The sequence below is a fragment of the Xanthomonas sp. NCPPB 4037 genome, from assembly GCF_041475695.2.
Taxonomy (GTDB): domain Bacteria; phylum Pseudomonadota; class Gammaproteobacteria; order Xanthomonadales; family Xanthomonadaceae; genus Xanthomonas; species Xanthomonas campestris.
Map to the genome: position 1 here is coordinate 246,445 of NZ_CM191261.1, position 15,384 is coordinate 261,828.

At 63.9% G+C, this 15,384-nt stretch carries 13 protein-coding genes and 1 other RNA gene; 13 read left to right on the forward strand and 1 reads right to left on the reverse strand.

Annotated features, from left to right (window positions below; translation table 11 throughout):
* The first annotated feature begins 110 nt into the window (after window positions 1–110).
* The 13 genes from ACCQ01_RS01065 (at window position 111) to ACCQ01_RS01125 (ending at window position 14,777) form a co-directional block, all read left to right on the forward strand.
* Entirely contained in the window at window positions 111–3,053 is a 2,943-nt protein-coding gene (locus ACCQ01_RS01065) for a TonB-dependent receptor (protein WP_228433191.1), read from the forward strand.
* Window positions 3,054–3,150: 97 nt separating this feature from the next.
* Window positions 3,151–4,638, forward strand: a complete 1,488-nt coding sequence (locus ACCQ01_RS01070) for an MFS transporter (RefSeq protein WP_228433190.1) — start codon at window positions 3,151–3,153, stop codon at window positions 4,636–4,638.
* Window positions 4,639–4,673: 35 nt separating this feature from the next.
* Window positions 4,674–5,708, forward strand: a complete 1,035-nt coding sequence (locus tag ACCQ01_RS01075; RefSeq protein WP_228433189.1) for a glycoside hydrolase family 43 protein — start codon at window positions 4,674–4,676, stop codon at window positions 5,706–5,708.
* A 182-nt stretch (window positions 5,709–5,890) separates the two neighbouring features.
* Window positions 5,891–6,993 (forward strand): IS3 family transposase gene (locus ACCQ01_RS01080; protein WP_372358850.1). Its coding sequence is split into 2 segments (ribosomal slippage): window positions 5,891–6,149 and window positions 6,149–6,993, totalling 1,104 coding nucleotides; the frame shifts between segments, so codons are not numbered across the junction.
* Between the two features lie 37 nt (window positions 6,994–7,030).
* Window positions 7,031–7,324, forward strand: coding sequence for a hypothetical protein (locus tag ACCQ01_RS01085; protein ID WP_372358851.1), 294 nt, complete (start codon window positions 7,031–7,033; stop codon window positions 7,322–7,324).
* Between the two features lie 80 nt (window positions 7,325–7,404).
* Window positions 7,405–8,067 carry an endonuclease/exonuclease/phosphatase family protein gene (locus ACCQ01_RS01090; protein WP_146049894.1) on the forward strand — a complete coding sequence of 221 codons (663 nt, stop codon included), beginning with the start codon at window positions 7,405–7,407 and terminating at the stop codon, window positions 8,065–8,067.
* A 284-nt stretch (window positions 8,068–8,351) separates the two neighbouring features.
* The gene (locus ACCQ01_RS01095) at window positions 8,352–8,741 is read left to right on the forward strand and encodes a DUF4124 domain-containing protein (protein ID WP_103702652.1); all 390 of its coding nucleotides are present in this window, start codon (window positions 8,352–8,354) and stop codon (window positions 8,739–8,741) included.
* Window positions 8,742–8,793: 52 nt separating this feature from the next.
* On the forward strand, window positions 8,794–9,453 hold the full coding sequence (locus tag ACCQ01_RS01100) for a CPBP family intramembrane glutamic endopeptidase (RefSeq protein ID WP_228433985.1): 660 nt from the start codon (window positions 8,794–8,796) through the stop codon (window positions 9,451–9,453).
* Window positions 9,454–9,513: 60 nt separating this feature from the next.
* Window positions 9,514–10,248: a hypothetical protein gene (locus ACCQ01_RS01105; RefSeq protein ID WP_228433986.1), complete on the forward strand. Its 735-nt coding sequence runs from the start codon at window positions 9,514–9,516 to the stop codon at window positions 10,246–10,248.
* 105 nt (window positions 10,249–10,353) lie between these two features.
* Window positions 10,354–11,076 carry a ThuA domain-containing protein gene (locus tag ACCQ01_RS01110; protein ID WP_228433987.1) on the forward strand — a complete coding sequence of 241 codons (723 nt, stop codon included), beginning with the start codon at window positions 10,354–10,356 and terminating at the stop codon, window positions 11,074–11,076.
* 296 nt (window positions 11,077–11,372) lie between these two features.
* Window positions 11,373–11,912: an ECF-type sigma factor EcfK gene (ecfK, locus tag ACCQ01_RS01115; protein ID WP_228433988.1), complete on the forward strand. Its 540-nt coding sequence runs from the start codon at window positions 11,373–11,375 to the stop codon at window positions 11,910–11,912.
* Window positions 11,891–14,419 carry a serine/threonine-protein kinase gene (locus ACCQ01_RS01120; protein ID WP_228433989.1) on the forward strand — a complete coding sequence of 843 codons (2,529 nt, stop codon included), beginning with the start codon at window positions 11,891–11,893 and terminating at the stop codon, window positions 14,417–14,419. The genes ecfK and ACCQ01_RS01120 overlap by 22 nt, the downstream gene beginning before the upstream one ends.
* 70 nt (window positions 14,420–14,489) lie before the next feature.
* The gene (locus tag ACCQ01_RS01125) at window positions 14,490–14,777 is read left to right on the forward strand and encodes a PAAR domain-containing protein (RefSeq protein WP_228433990.1); all 288 of its coding nucleotides are present in this window, start codon (window positions 14,490–14,492) and stop codon (window positions 14,775–14,777) included.
* Window positions 14,778–15,079: 302 nt separating this feature from the next.
* Here the strand turns inward: ACCQ01_RS01125 and ACCQ01_RS01130 are convergent.
* Window positions 15,080–15,154: non-coding RNA, sX9 sRNA (locus ACCQ01_RS01130), on the reverse strand.
* Window positions 15,155–15,384 lie beyond the last annotated feature (230 nt).

Here is a 15,384-nt window from a genome sequence, read left to right on the forward strand (position 1 = left end):
TCGCCTGTTGCTCCGCCGCTTCATCGCCGCCCCGCATCCGCCGGTGCCGGCACTCCCTGCGCAGGGGCGATGCGTGGGACATCTGCTCACCTGATAGGGAAGGGATTACGGTGAAGAACAGTTATGCACGTACCACGTTGTCCTGCGCATTGAGTACCGCCTTGCTGGGCATGGCCAGCACCTGCGCCTTTGCGCAATCCACCGATGCAGGCGCTGCGGCCACGGCCGCACAGACGCCGCCCACTACCGCCGGTAGCGGCGATGCCGTCACCCAGCTCGATACCGTCACCGTCTCCGGTTACCGGCGCAGCATCCAGTTTTCCACCGATGCCAAGCGCGATTCGGTCGGCTTTGCCGACACCGTGTTTGCCGAAGACATCGGCAAGTTCCCGGACATGAATATCGCCGAGTCGCTCAACCGCATCCCCGGCGTGCAGCTCTCGCGCGACGTCAATGGGGAAGGCCTCAACATCGCCATCCGCGGCCTGGGCACCAGCTTCACCAAGACCACGCTCAACGGCGCCAGCATCGCCACTGCCTCGATCGGCCTGAACGCGCAGAACCAGAACCGCGAGGTCGACCTCAACCTGTTCCCCACCGAGTTCTTCACCCAGCTCACCGTGAGCAAGACGCCCACCGCCAGCATGCTCGAGGGCGGCGTCTCCGGCGTGGTGGACATGCGCAGCGCGCGCCCATTCGATCGCCCCGGCGTGCACTTCACCTACCAGGCGCAGGCAGACTGGAACAGCACCAGCGAAAAGACCACCCCGCGCGGCGCGGTGATGGGCAGCTGGACCAACGAGCAAGGCACCTTCGGCGCGCTGTTCGGCGTGGCCTCGGTGCGCAGCAAACTGGGCGTGGAAGGCTTTGAGAGCGTGGGCTGGACCAATCCCGGCCTCACCTACACCCAGTGCGGGCTCACCCCGCCCGCCGGCACGCCGGCCACCAACCAACCCACCGCCTGCAACGTCAATGGCGGTGGCAACTGGCGCATTCCCGACCGCGTGCCGGCCACCGCCGGCAGCGGCCTCACCACGGGCGAAACCATCGACGCGGCATGGCTGCTGGCGCGCAACCCGGGCCTGAGCATCGACCAGATCAGCGATGCATTGATTCCGCGCCTGGGCCGCAGCGTGTACATGACGGGCGATCGCGACCGCGATGCCTCGGTGATGTCGCTGGAATGGCGGCCGTCGGACAGCATGCATTTCTACCTGGACACGCTGTATTCGGAAGCCAAGCGCACCACCGAGCGGATCAGCATGAATTTGATCGGCCGCAACGGCAACATGATTCCGCTCGGCATGCAGCTGGATCAGAACAACGTGGTCACCAGCGCCACCTTCGCCAACGCGCAGTACTTCCTGGAAGCGCGCCCGTACCGCGAAGAGGTCAAATTCTGGAGCGTCAATCCCGGCGCCGAGTTGCTGTTCGGCGAGAACCAGGACATCAAGCTCAACGTGCAGGCCAACGCCACCCGCAGCTGGCTGGCGCGCGAGTCGCCCAGCATCCTGGTCACCTCGCCGTTCACCACCGTGGACTACCGCAACGAGGGCGGCGACCGCCCGTCGATCAGCAGCCCGCTGGACCTCAACGACCCCAACTTGGGTTGGGGTTGGGCCGGTGGCCGCGTCAACATCCAGAACGAAAAGCGCGTCACCCAGACACGCGGCGCACGTGCCGACCTGCAGTTCGGCGAGGACAAGCGCAACATCAAGATCGGCACCTCCTACGACCAGGCCGAGCGCACCATCCGCGGCTTCGACAACAGCACCGCGTGGGAACAGGTGATCTGCCGTGGCGGCGGCGGCAACGTGTGCAATGGCGGGCCGGGTTCGGCGATCCCCAACGCGGCCCTGTCCAGCTATTTGCGGCCCGGCCCGGGCGGGTTCATCACCGCCGACTTTAATCGCTTCCTGGGCGATACCAACTACTACGCGTTGCGCGATTCCGCACCGGAAACCAACTCCGCCAACACCGGCGCCTCGGCCGGCGGCATCCGCGAAAAGAACCTGGGTTTCTACATCGAAACCAACGCCGAAACCGAAGTGTGGAACCGCACGCTGCGCCTGAATGCCGGCGTGCGCTACGTGACCACCGACCAGACCATCACCGGCCCGGTCACCATCAACGGCATCCGCCAGGTGCAGGTGCTGGATTCGGACTACAAGGAAACCCTGCCCTCGTTCAACGTGGCCTGGGATGTGGCCGACAACGTGGTCATGCGCCTGTCCAGCTCGCGCACGCTCACCCGCCCCGACCCCAGCGCGATGCTGCCCAACACCAACTTCAGCGACCCCTCCGCGCAGACCGCAACCCAAGGCAATCCGAACCTGGCGCCGTACCTGTCCACCAACGTGGACTTCGGTGGCGAGTGGTACACCGGCGGCGAAGGCTATGTGGGCCTGACGCTGTTCAACAAACGCATCAGCGGCTTCACCGTCAACGGCGTGCGGCGCATCCCGTTCAACGATCTGGGCGTGCCGTACGAGAGCCTGCTGCCGATCCAGCAAGCCGGCCTGGACCAGCGCGGCGGCCCGAATGCGGCCACCGTGGACGTGCAGACCCAGGTCAACGCCGATGGCGTGCTGAACATCCGCGGCACCGAAGCGATCTGGGTGCAGCCGCTGGACAAGCTGGTCGACGGCCTGGGCTTCAGCGTGAACTACACCCACGTCACCCAGTCCTCCGAAGGCGAAGGCGTGCCGGCGGTGGCCGTGGGCGTGGCACCCAACCTGTGGAACGGCACCGTGTACTGGGAAAAGAACGCCGCCTCGGTGCGCCTGTCCTACACCTGGAACGACGACATGGTGATCTCCGGCGCCAACCAGAACGGCATCCCGTATGCACGCCTCAACGCCGACGCACGCGGCCAGCTGGATCTGTCGGCGAGCTACGCGCTGGATTGGCTGCCATCCAAGCCGCAGATCACGCTCAACGTGACCAACCTCACCGACGAACCGCTGCGCACCACCTACGCCTGGCCCAACGCCACCTATGACCTGTACCAGCCGGGGCGCACGGTGATGCTCGGCATCCGCGGTACCTTCTGAGTGTTGCCGTCACCGGTCGCGGGTCCTCCCAACCGCGACCGGTGGCGCACTGCGCGCCGCGGCGTTTCCGCAGCACTCCTCGAGCCTGCCCCACCTCATGAACGATCGGTCACAGCAGCTGTCCTTGCGCGAAAAGATCGGCTACAGCCTCGGCGACCTGGCGGCCAATCTGATCTTCCAGACCCTGGTCACCTTCCTCGCGTTTTTCTACACCGATGTCTTCCGTATCCCGGCAAGCGCGGCCGCCACGCTGATCTTCGTGGTCGGCCTGCTGGGCGCATTTGTGTTCACGCCCATCATCGGCATCCTGGCCGATCGCACGCGCACCCGCTGGGGCAAGTTCCGCCCGTGGATCCTGTGGACGGCGCTGCCGTTCGGCGCGCTCTCGTTGGCCGCGTTCAACACCCCCGCACTGGGCGAGCACGGCAAGCTCATCTACGCCTTCGCCACCTACACGCTGTTGATGCTGGTGTACGTGGCCAACAACCTGCCGTATTCGGCCTTGAGTGGCGTGCTCACCGGCAGCATGGAGCAACGCAATAGTTTGTCGGCGTATCGCTTTCTGGCAGTGACCTTCGCGCAGTTCATCATCCAGGTGCTGTTGCTGCCGCTGGTGCTGATCCTGGGCAATGGCGACAAGGCGCAGGGCTTTCGCAACACCATGGCGTTGTTCGCCGCGATCGGTACGCTGTGCTTTTTGATCACCTTTTTCAGTACGCGCGAGCGCGTGCTGCCGATCACCGAACAGCGCACCAGCGTGCGCCAGGATCTCACCGATCTGGTACGCAACAAGCCGTGGCTGGTGATGCTGGCGCTGACCATCCTGGTGTTCATCAATCTCGCCATGAAAGGCGGGATGTACATCTACTATTTCAAGTACTACCTGGACGCCGGCGCCTTGGCGCAGTTCCTGGACAACGGCGGCTTCAACCGCTTCATCGGCGCCATCAACAGCGTGCTCACCGGTGCCGGCATGAGCGCGCTGCAGTGGCCGCAGGATCCGCCCACCTCGGCCTTCAGCGTGTTCAGTGCCGGCGGCATCCTGGCGATGATCGTGGGAATTGGTTTTTCCAAGCGCCTGGCGGACCGCTACGGCAAGCGCAATGTGTTCGGTGGCGCGCTGCTGATGTCCACCCTGTTCCTGATGGCGTTCTACGTTTACTCGCCCACGGCGATCGGCTGGGTGTTCGCCTCCTACGTGCTGCACGGCTTTTTCTACGGCATCACCATACCGTTGCTGTGGGCCATGATCGCCGACGTGGCCGACTACTCGGAATGGAAGAACCACCGGCGTGCCACCGCCATCATCTTCTCGGCCATGTTGTGCGGCCTGAAGATCGGGCTGAGCGTGGGCGGCGCCCTGGTCGCCGGCATCCTGGCGTTCTACGGCTATGACGCGGCAATCCCGCAACAGAGCGCCGCGGTCACCGGCGGCATTCGCCTGGCCATTAGCGTGTATGCGTCCATTCCGTTCCTGCTCGGCACCGCACTGCTGGCGCTGTACGAGATCGACAAGGCGCTGGAAACCCGCATCGAACACGAGCTGGGCACGCGCCGCCAGGCCGCGCCGCTGGCCGCCGGCTGACACCCCTCCCCTCCCTCTCATGCACAGGTACGCGCATGTCCAATGAACTGGAAGCCGCCGCACTGCAGGCCCTGGCGCGCACCGCCATTTCCGCACCGCTGGTCAGCCACGTCTACACCGCCGACCCGTCCGCGCACGTGTTCGACGGCGCGCTGTACATCTATCCCTCGCACGATATCGATGCCGGTGTCGCCTTCAGCGACGATGGCTCGCATTTCGACATGGCCGACTACCACGTGTTCCGCATGGCCCATCCTGATGCGGCGGTGGAAGACCTTGGCCAGGTGCTGCACGTGCGCGATGTGCCGTGGGCACAGCGCCAGATGTGGGCGCCGGATGCCGCGCAACGCGATGGCAGGACCTACCTGTACTTCCCGGCAAAACGGGCCGACGGCATCTTCCAGATTGGCGTGGCGGTCGGCGATGGACCACAAGGCCCGTTCGTCGCCGAACCCGAGCCCATCGCCGGCACCTACTCGATCGACCCGGCCATCTTCGCCAACGACGACGGCGCGCATTACCTGTACTTCGGCGGCATCTGGGGCGGCCAGCTGCAGCACTACCGCGACAATGTCTACGCGCAGACCCATCAGGAACCGGCCGACGATGCGCCCGCACTCGGCCCGCGCGTCGCACGCCTGCGCGAGGACATGACGCAACTGGCAGAACCCACCCGCGAGATCGTCATCCTCGACGAACACGGCGCCCCGCTGCGCGCCGGCGACCACGCCCGCCGCTTCTTCGAAGGCCCCTGGGTCCACCACCACGCCGGCCGCTATTACCTGTCGTATTCCACTGGCGACACCCATCTGATCTGCTATGCCACCAGCGACTCACCCTACGGCCCGTTCGTCTACCAGGGCGTGCTGCTCGACCCGGTGGTCGGCTGGACCACGCACCACTCCATCTGCGCCTTCGAAGGCCAGTGGTATCTGTTCTATCACGACGCTGTGTTGTCGGGCGGCCAGACCCATCTACGCAGCATCAAGATGGCGCCGCTCGAGCACACTGCAGATGGGAAGATCGCGCACATTTATCCGTATGGAGAAACGGCCGTGTCGCCTTGGTGACATGCTGGGGTGTTGCTTGGAGGGTGTTCAGGACCCCATCGTGCACGATTACCGAGGCACACAAACGCACGCGCGTTCGCGCATGTAAGCACTGCGAAAACACCTTGGCGCTGGCGACGTCCCCCCAATTTTGAGTAGTGCCTCAGTTTGGAGTCCAATTCCCTACCCCGAGGAGATTGGACGTGAAGAAGCGTTTTTCCGAAGAACAGATCATCGGCTTCCTGCGCGAAGCCGAAAGCGGCGTCGCCATCAAGGACCTGTGCCGGCGGCATGGCTTCAGCGAGGCCTCGTACTACCTGTGGCGCAGCAAGTTCGGTGGGATGAGCGTGCCCGATGCCAAGCGGCTCAAGGACCTCGAGTCCGAGAACGCGCGGCTGAAGAAGTTGCTGGCCGAGCAGCTGTTCGAGAACGACCTGATCAAGGATGCGCTGCGAAAAAAGTGGTGAGCGCACCGGCGCGTCGGACGCTGGTGCGCGAGTGGATCGGGCGTGGTGCCAGCGAGCGTTGTGCGTTGGCAGTGATCGGTATGAGCGCCAGTGCACTGCGCTATTGCCCGCGCGAAGATCGCAATGGCGAGCTGCGCGAACGCATCTGTGCGTTGGCACATCGCCATCGCCGCTATGGCGTGGGGATGATCTATCTCAAATTGCGGCAAGAAGGACGCATCGTGAACTACAAGCGTGTGGAACGGTTGTACCGCGAGCAGCAGCTGCAAGTGCGCCGCCGCAAGCGCAAGAAGGTCCCAATAGGCGAGCGTCAACCGCTGCTGCGGCCAGCGCAGGCCAACCAGGTGTGGTCGATGGACTTCGTGTTCGACCGCACCGCCGAAGGGCGGGTGATCAAGTGTCTGGTGATCGTGGACGATGCAACCCACGAAGCGGTCGCCATCGAGGTGGAGCGCGCGATCTCGGGCCACGGCGTTGCGCGCGTGCTGGACCGACTGGCGCACAGTCGCGGTTTGCCGAAGGTGATCCGCACTGACAATGGCAAGGAGTTTTGCGGTAAGGCGATGGTCGCCTGGGCGCATGCCCGTGATGTGCAACTACGGCTCATCCAGCCAGGCAAACCGAACCAGAACGCCTATGTCGAATCCTTCAACGGCCGACTGCGCGACGAATGCCTCAACGAGCACTGGTTCCCGACGTTACTGCACGCGCGCACCGAAATCGAACGCTGGCGACGCGAATACAACGAGGACCGACCCAAGAAAGCAATCGGCGGCATGACGCCGGCTGCTTATGCTCAACATCTGGCAAACACCGATATCATCAACCCCGGACTCTAAACCAGGCCGCTACTCAGGGCGGGGGGACGTCGGTGGCATGCGTATCGTTTTCGATTCGGAAACTCGTGCGATGTTCCTAAGCGCTCACTACTCCAGTCCAGCCCTTATTACTGATTCGAGCGCCGACGAGTGCATAGTGGCCGATATAGCCTGCACGCTAGCGGTCACTCAGCAAAACCTCAGGCGCCATTCCGATGGCACATTTTTTGGCCTCGAAGACCAGTCTGATTTATGGATTTACCCGAAGCGCGATCCCGTCTTCAAGGCTTGGCTTGAGAATAAAGGCAGCTGTCAGGCTCAATCGACGCTTAAAGCCTATAACTTGCTTTGACACCTCGGGTCAAGGGGTGAAGTAATAGATCTGACCCGATTTTATGAGTGGGAGCATTTAATACATACAGGGCCATATAAATGAAGATAGGATTCTGGAACATGTATCGGTTTGGCGCTAACGGCGGAAAGAGAGATGAAGCGGTCAATACGCTTCTGAAAACTTATTCACCAGATTATCTTTTTTTGTGTGAGCTGACTGCAACCCACCCGCATGGACAATCAGATACGACCAATCCATATACGCTGCGTTACATGTGTGTCAACTCGGCCGGTCATCCATTACCAATAACTTTTGTCCAGCCTGAAGCAACCGATGCGTGGAAAAAGGCCCAGTTCAAAGGAGGCTCAAACTTTAACGCCCATGCCCCTAGAGGCTTGGGTTGTATGGATGTTATTGATCCTGATACAAATCAAAGAATATTCTTGTACATGATTCATGGGCCAGCAAGCAATAACGCAGTTAAGGTCGCTACTTTTATTGCTTGTTATTTGAATGATTTTCATGGTAATTCGCCATGGATTGTTGTTGGTGATTTTAATGTCGTTCCGGATAAGCTCGCCAAAGCGCCGGTTGGAATAGATATGGAGGATCTGATAGTGGCCTCTGATCAGCCTACTCATAAGAACGGAAATACACTCGATTATGCAATGACAAACCTCGAAGACGTTGAATCGTTTGTACTTCGGCGATCACAGCGGATTTCTGGAACAGATCATAGTCCTGTGATGTTTGAATTTTAATTTACTTGCGCGTCGGCGGTAACTGCAGTTCTTTGCGCTTCCATCGCCGGCTTGGGTCGTCTCGGGCGCACCAAAGGGTACATGCGACATTGGTGAGCGAGCATTGTGGGTCTGCTGGGCGCTGCTATCGGCAATATGCCGGTTTTGTTGCGGTCCAGGCTGATCGGTAACAAGACGCCGGGCGCGCCTTACCCATCTTCGCCACCGAAGAACAGAACGCGTGCTCCAAGAGACAACGCCTCGCTCCCTGCTATCGGTAAGCTAGGCCGTTTAGAGGGGGAATAATGAAAAGAAGTCTTGCGATAGTGATGTACGTGCTGGCCTTGCCGGCAGCGGCGCAGTCGGCCTACAAGTGCAGCGATGCAAAGCTGGGGACCGTTTACCAGTCCACGCCGTGCGCCGACGGCGCCGAGCAGAAGCGTTGGACTAACCAGGCTGCGACGGCTCCGACGGCAACTGCAACACCTGCGCAGGCGGGTCCGCAAGCGGCGTCCGGCAATAACCAGGAATCAAACCTGGGCTTACGCCTGATCAGTTACGAGCGCCAGCCGAGCCCGGAGGCCTGTACGCGCGCTACCCACGTGCGCGACAGCGCCCGCGCCGATACTACGATGCGTCGCGATCCGGATTTCATGCAGGCTGTCGAGCGAGCGGTCGTGCAGGCTTGCCGCTAGACAGGGCGTTTCAAGTTGAGTATCTGCAATCAAGGCATGCCAAGGAAGATCGATGCAGGAGCGTGAAGCAGCGTCTGCTGGATGGGGCGAGTTGTTGATAGTGGTGACGATCGCGTTCGGGCTGTCGATCTGGTCCAGCGTTTCGGCAGTCGCGCGCGATGCCGTCGAGCCGGTCTTCTCCGACGCGAGCCTGTGGGGCATGGTGTTCTACGAACTGCTCGTTCTGGCGATCTTGTTGCCAGTGCTGTGGTTCCGCGGATGGAGACCGCAGTGGCTGGGGCTGCAGTGGCAGCTGCGCGACCTGGCGGCGGGGCTCGGCCTGCTGGCGGTGTGTCTGTTGGTCACCTATCCACTGACGCTGTTGAACTGGAGTTTGGGGAGCAACACGCATCCATTCGATGCGATGGTCGCCGGGCAGTTGTCGATCACGGCTGTGCTGGCGATCTCGCTGATCAATCCGATCTTCGAGGAGGTATTCGTATGCGGTTACGTGATCCGCGCCCTGGAGCCGCGCCATGGCCGGGCGTTCGCGGTGAATGTGAGCGTGGCGCTCCGCACGTCGTATCACCTCTACCAGGGCCCGATCGGCGCCATCAGCATCCTTGCGATCGGGCTGATCCTGGGGTGGTGGGTGGCCCGACGCGGGCGACTGTGGCCGGCGATCCTGGCCCATGGCGCGCTCGATCTACTGGGATTGATGGTCTACACCTGACTGGCCTGGCGTCGCCGTCATGCCGCACACTTGCCGCTTGGTCGAACACAGGACGCGGCGATGGCACGGCGATATGGATGGAGCGGGATACTGGTGTGGCTTGCGGCGTTCGGCGCGGTGGCGGCCAGTCCGACGCCCGGCGAATACAGCACCAAGCAAGGCTGGGGCAGCCTGCAGGTCAGCGACAAGGGCGGGGTGCGCCAGTTCGAGATTCTCAGCATGGGCGCCAACGGCCACAGTTGTTCGCTATCGGGCACGCTGCAGGGCGACAAGGCGGAGGTGAGCGATGCTGTCGGCGCGCCCTGCAAGCTGTCGTTCAAGCCGGTGGCGGGCGGCTTCACCATCGCCGCGCTGACCCAGGACAGCTGCCGCGATTACTGCGGCATGCGTGCCAGCTTCGAAGGCGACTATCTGCAGTTGCCGGCCGGCTGCACGTCCGCTGCCAGCAGCCGACGACGCGAGGCGTACCTGCGCGACTATCGCGGCAAGCGCTATGCCGAAGCACTTGCAGGCATGCAGGCATTCGCGGGCGAATGCGGCGAGTTTCTCACCTGGCTTGATCGCGACCGTTTCGCCAACGACCGCGCCCTCACACTGCTGCGCTTGAACCGCCCGCAAGAGTGCCTGGCGGCGTTGGACGAGACCATGGCAGGTCGCAGCCGCGACGAGGAGTCATTCCAGGCAGAGCTGGACAAGAACAGCACGATGCTTCCGCCGAGCGACTGGGACGCCTACCTGCCCATCGCCAAGTCCACCTGGTTCAATCGCAAGCTCTGCGAGGCGGCCAAGCGCTAAGCATGGGTCGCCTGCGTTGTTGCTTGCAGGCAAGCGCCAGCATACGGCGTCGGGCCGGAAGTGCTGATCGATTGAATCAGAAGCTGATTGCGCAACAATGCATACATGCACAAACCTCTGCTCGCCCTGATCTGTCTGCTCGCCTCCGTCACCGCCACTGCCGGGTCCGCTCCAGAGCGGATGCTGATCTTCAGCAAAACCGCAGGGTTCCTCCACGCGTCGATTCCAACGGCGGTGGCAACGCTGCGGCAGCTTGCGCAAGAACAAGGCATGGCAGCCGACCATAGCGAGGATGCCGACGCCTTCACTGCCGACAACCTGGCGCGTTACCGCGTGGTGGCGTTCGCCAACACGACAGGCGAGATTCTAGCGCCGGCGCAACAGCAGGCTTTCGAGGGCTTCATTCGGCAGGGCGGTGGATTCCTGGGTGTCCATTCGGCCGCCGATACCGGCTACCAGTGGCCTTGGTATGGGCGATTGGTCGGGGCATGGTTCAAGAAACATCCGCCGGGGCTGCAGTCCACCCGCGTGCAGCGCGAGCGCGATGGGCAGTCGGTGGGCGATGCCTGGCCGATCACCGATGAAATCTACAACTACCGCCACAATCCACGCGGGCAGGTGCAGGTGGTCGCCACGGTGGACGAGCGGCTGTATGCCGGTGGCACGATGGGCGCAGATCATCCCATTGCGTGGTGCCACGTATTCGACGGCGGCCGGGCCTGGTACACCGGGCTGGGCCACGACGCGGCCGTTTATGCCAATACCGATTTCCTGGCCCAGTTGCGCCAGGGGCTGCGCTATGCGGCCGGGTACGCGCCCGGCTGCTGAGTGCGTTACTGGCTTGTTCGCTTGCGCCAAAGGCATGGCGCGCGGGCTCGTAGAGTTGTGACAGAAATCAGGCCTATTGCGCGGCTGTGCTCGCGACGGCGCCGTGGCGCCACTGTTTCGGCACCTGTGACGATGGCGGCCCACCCGGCGCGCCAACGGCAGCCGGCAGCTTACCCATCCGGCGTAGGCGGCCCCTCGACACCACCGGTGTCAGCGAGCTAAACCGTTACGTATTGAACAGTCCACCTCGCTCCCAATGCGGGATACTGCGCGTCCACGCAGGCGAGATGGACCGGATGTCCGAGCTCCCGATCACCGAGTTGTTGCAGGCCTGGCAGCGCGATGAACCCGGCGCGGGCGATGCATTGGCGCGGCAGGTCTATGACGTGTTGCGCGAGACGGCGTTGCGGGTGTTGCGGCGCGATGCGCGGGTGGGGCTGCAGGCGACCGAGCTGGTACACGAGGCCTGGATGCGGTTGGAGCAGGGCCAGCAGGGCTTCCGTTCTCGTTCGCATTTCTATGCGGTGGCGGCGCTGCAGATGCGCCACCTGCTGGTGGACCTGGCGCGGCAACAGGCCAGCGCCAAGCGGCTGGGCCAGGCGGTGACGCTGACGATCAGTCTGTCCGATGGCGCGGCGCGGCCGGAAGCCTTGTTGATGGTGGCCGATGCCTTCGACAAATTGGCACAGCTGGATGAGCGCAAGGCCAAGGCATTCGCGTTGACCGAACTGGTGGGTTTCAGCGTGGCTGAGGCGGCCGAGCAACTTGAGGTGTCGGTGCCAACGCTGGAACGCGACCTGCGCTTTGCGCGGGTGTGGTTGGCCGCGCAGCTATGAGCCTGGCGGCCACCACCTGGCAGCGATTGGAGGCTTTGTTTCATCAGGCCTGCGCGCTGCCTGTGGAGGCACGTGAGGCATTTGCGCGTGCGCAGGCCGGCGATGAGGTGGTGCTGCGCGACGAGTTGCTGGCGATGCTGGCGGTGGAGGCGCAGGCCACCATGCGTGTGCGTGCACCGCTCAAGCACGCCGCCGCCGCGTTGCATGCGCCATTGCCGGAACTGCCGGCCGGCACGCGCTTTGGTGCGTGGGCGATCGACCGGTTGATCGGTGCCGGCGGGATGGGGCAGGTGTATCTCGGCCACCGCGCCGACGGCACGTACGAGCGCGAGGTGGCGATCAAGCTGGTGGCCGCCGATGCGCTGGACGTGCAGGGCAGAGCGTTGTTCGAGTTCGAATGCCGGCTGCTGGCACAGATGGTGCACCCGGCGATTGCACAGATTCACGACGTGGGCACCGACGCGCACGGCCAGCCGTATCTGGTGATGGAGTACCTGCGCGGCGAGCCGATCACCTGGTGGTGCGACGAACACCGGTTGTCGCTACATGCGCGGGTGCTGCTGATGCTGCGGGTGAGCGAGGCGGTGCAGCACGCGCACCAGAAGGGCGTGATCCACCGCGACCTCAAGCCGAGCAATGTGCTGGTGAGCGAGGTGGATGGCCGGCCGATGCCCGGGGTGATCGACTTCGGCATCGCCATCGATGCGGCCAACCCGGGCCTGACCTCCGCGCATGGGCGTGGCACGCCGGGCTACATGAGCCCGGAGCAGGCGCGCGGCGCGCTGGATGTGGATGCGCGCAGCGATATCTATGCGCTGGGCGCCATGTTCTACGAACTCAGTTGCGGGTTGGCGCCGGTGGCCGGGCGCGATGGCCTGCCGCAACCTCCGTCGCAACGTGTGGCCGCCGTGCCAGCCGAGGCGCGCGCGCGCATCTGTGCGGCGCGCAGCACCGCGCACGCACAGCTGCAGCAGCAGCTGCGCGACGGGCTGGATGCGGTCGTGCTGCGCGCGCTCGCGCCCGAACGTGGCGCGCGCTATGCGTCGGTGTCGGCCTTGCTGGACGATTTGCACCGCTGGCTGGACGGCTACCCGCCGCGTGCGCTGCAGGCCGGACGCTTGCTGCGCCTGCGCAAGTTCACCCAGCGCCATCGCAGCGGCGTGCTGGCCGGCGGCCTGACAGTGATCGCGGTAGTGGCCGGGCTGGGCGCCACGGTCTGGTCGCTGCAGCAGGCTGCGCGTGATGCGCAGCTGGCGCGGGTGACCGGCGATTTCATGAGTTCGGTGTTGTCCAGCGTGGACCCGGCGGTGGCGCAGGATCTGGACAAGACCTTGATGTTGCGCGTGTTGCAGCAAGCCTCGCAACGCGCCGCGCGCGAGCTGGCGGAGCAACCCGACGCCCGCACCGAGGTGGAACTGACACTGGGCCGCACCTTGATTGCGCTAGCCGATTACCCGCAGGCGGTGGCGCACCTGCGTACCGCGCACGCGCTGGCGCGGCAGCAGGGCGGGGAGGGCAGCATGCGTGCACTCACAGCGGCCTCGATGCTGGGGCAGGCGTTGATTGGCGGCGGCCACGCTGCCGAGGCCGAGCGCGTGCTGCGTGCGGCAATCGCACAGGCCGCGCGCGGTGATGCCAGGCAGCAGAGCGTGGGCAATGCGATGCGTGCGCGGTTGGCGTGGACCCTGCGCGATCAGGGGCGCATGAGCGAGGCACTGGAGCAAAGCCGGCATGCTTATCTTGCCGCGCTGGCGAATGCAGCCACCACCACCGACCAGCGTATCGACGCGGGCAACTTCTACGCCAGCATGCTGGCCGAAACCGGCCAGCTGACAGAAGCCATTGCCTTGCAGCGCAGCTTGTTGCGCGAACGCATCGCGATGCGCGGGCCTGAGCATCCGTACGTGGTGTCGATGCGCAACAGCCTGGCGGTGTCGCTGCTGATGCAGCGCGACTTTGCCGCGGCCGAAGCGGAGTTGGCGCCACTGCTGCGCACCACCCGTAAGTTGTACGGCGCGCGCGCCAGCGACACCTTGATGGTGGAAGGCAACCTGGCCGGCGCGTTGCGCCAGCAGGGCAAGGTGGCCGAAGCGGGCCCGCATTACCGCGCTGCCCTGGAGGGCGCACGTGCGGTGTTCGGCGAGGCCGCGCCGAACACCATCAGCTACCGCAGCAACCATGCGTTCTGGCTGCTGGACGCCGGGCAGCCGGCAGCGTCGTTATCCGAGCAGCAGGCCGCGTTGGCCACAGCGCTGCGCGTGCTGGGGCGCGCACATCCGCAGACGGCGGAGATCCTGCGTGGCATGGCCGAGGCCGAGCGCGTGCTGGGCCGCCCTGTGGCCGCACGTGAGCACGCGCAGCAATCGCTGCAGATCCTCACCGGCATCTATGGCGACGCCGAAGCGCCGTTGCAGGCAGTACGCCAGACACTCGCGGCGCTGGACGCACCGGCGCTGCCAGCCGAGGTCGCCGGCGTCGATGCGGCGCCGCGCGTGGCCGAACGCTGAGACGAATTGTCGGGTCGCCGGCACGCCGCTGCCCGATCCTGCAGTTCTTGGGAGTGCGCTGGAGCATGTCATGCAGCCTGCTGCGCGGATCACCGATCTGCACGTCTGCCCGATGGTGACCGGCATCGTGCCGCATGCGGGCGGGCCGATCGCCGGCCCGTGTGCGCCCACGGTGTTGATCGGCGGCCTGCCCGCGGCACGCATCGGTGATAGCTGCGTGTGCGTGGGGCCGCCGGACAGCATCGTGGTCGGTGCGCCCACGGTGTTGATCGCCGGCCAGCCGGCAGCACGCCTGGGCGATAGCACTGCGCATGGCGGGGTCATCATGCTGGGTTGTTTTACGGTGTTGATTGGATAGGGAGAAGCTTGTACTGGAGTCGTGCAAGTTGGGCATGGGGTCGCGCGCAATATTTGCAGGGATGCGCGATTGCTTCTGTGCGATGTGCGAGCGGTTGAACTGGCGTTGATGTTGTCGTGCGAAGGTGACTGCGTCCCGAGCCACCTGGGTCTCTGCACATGACACATGTCGCGAGCCTCGCTGAAGTTTCCGCCACAGCAGTTGGCACGTTTTTTAACCGGTATTGCTGCGCTCAGCGTTTGAGGCGCGCAACAGATGCAAGATCAAATGTCGGTTGTCTGCGGCACTTACGCACTTAGAGAGGCTAACAAAACGTAGCGAGCAGCCGTCAGGTGGGTACGGACGGCGCGGAGGAACCGGAGTGTACGTGGGTATATGCCGATTCCGAGCACCGGCAGCGCCCGCTTGGCGGCTGCGCAGTTGATAGCTGCTCTTAGTTGCATGCATGCGCTTGTGCTGCATCGTGCCCGGACGAGTGATCTCGCAATGCTGCTGGCCTCATGTAGCTGCACTTCATCGGGAAGGCCGCATCGCGCCCAAGGGCGCTCCTACCTGGTTTTGCTTGGTTTGCGACGGTGACGTGGTTATAGCCAGCGGTGCAGGAGAG

Excerpts from the sequence above, each read along its gene's own strand:
- ACCQ01_RS01075 (WP_228433189.1), top strand. The coding sequence starts at position 4,674 with ATGTCCAATGAACTGGAAGCCGCCGCACTGCAGGCCCTGGCGCGCACC.
- ACCQ01_RS01100 (WP_228433985.1), top strand. The coding sequence starts at position 8,794 with ATGCAGGAGCGTGAAGCAGCGTCTGCTGGATGGGGCGAGTTGTTGATA.
- ACCQ01_RS01070 (WP_228433190.1), top strand. The coding sequence starts at position 3,151 with ATGAACGATCGGTCACAGCAGCTGTCCTTGCGCGAAAAGATCGGCTAC.
- ACCQ01_RS01125 (WP_228433990.1), top strand. The coding sequence starts at position 14,490 with ATGCAGCCTGCTGCGCGGATCACCGATCTGCACGTCTGCCCGATGGTG.
- ACCQ01_RS01105 (WP_228433986.1), top strand. The coding sequence starts at position 9,514 with ATGGCACGGCGATATGGATGGAGCGGGATACTGGTGTGGCTTGCGGCG.
- ACCQ01_RS01110 (WP_228433987.1), top strand. The coding sequence starts at position 10,354 with ATGCACAAACCTCTGCTCGCCCTGATCTGTCTGCTCGCCTCCGTCACC.
- ACCQ01_RS01085 (WP_372358851.1), top strand. The coding sequence starts at position 7,031 with ATGCGTATCGTTTTCGATTCGGAAACTCGTGCGATGTTCCTAAGCGCT.
- ecfK (WP_228433988.1), top strand. The coding sequence starts at position 11,373 with ATGTCCGAGCTCCCGATCACCGAGTTGTTGCAGGCCTGGCAGCGCGAT.
- ACCQ01_RS01095 (WP_103702652.1), top strand. The coding sequence starts at position 8,352 with ATGAAAAGAAGTCTTGCGATAGTGATGTACGTGCTGGCCTTGCCGGCA.
- ACCQ01_RS01090 (WP_146049894.1), top strand. The coding sequence starts at position 7,405 with ATGAAGATAGGATTCTGGAACATGTATCGGTTTGGCGCTAACGGCGGA.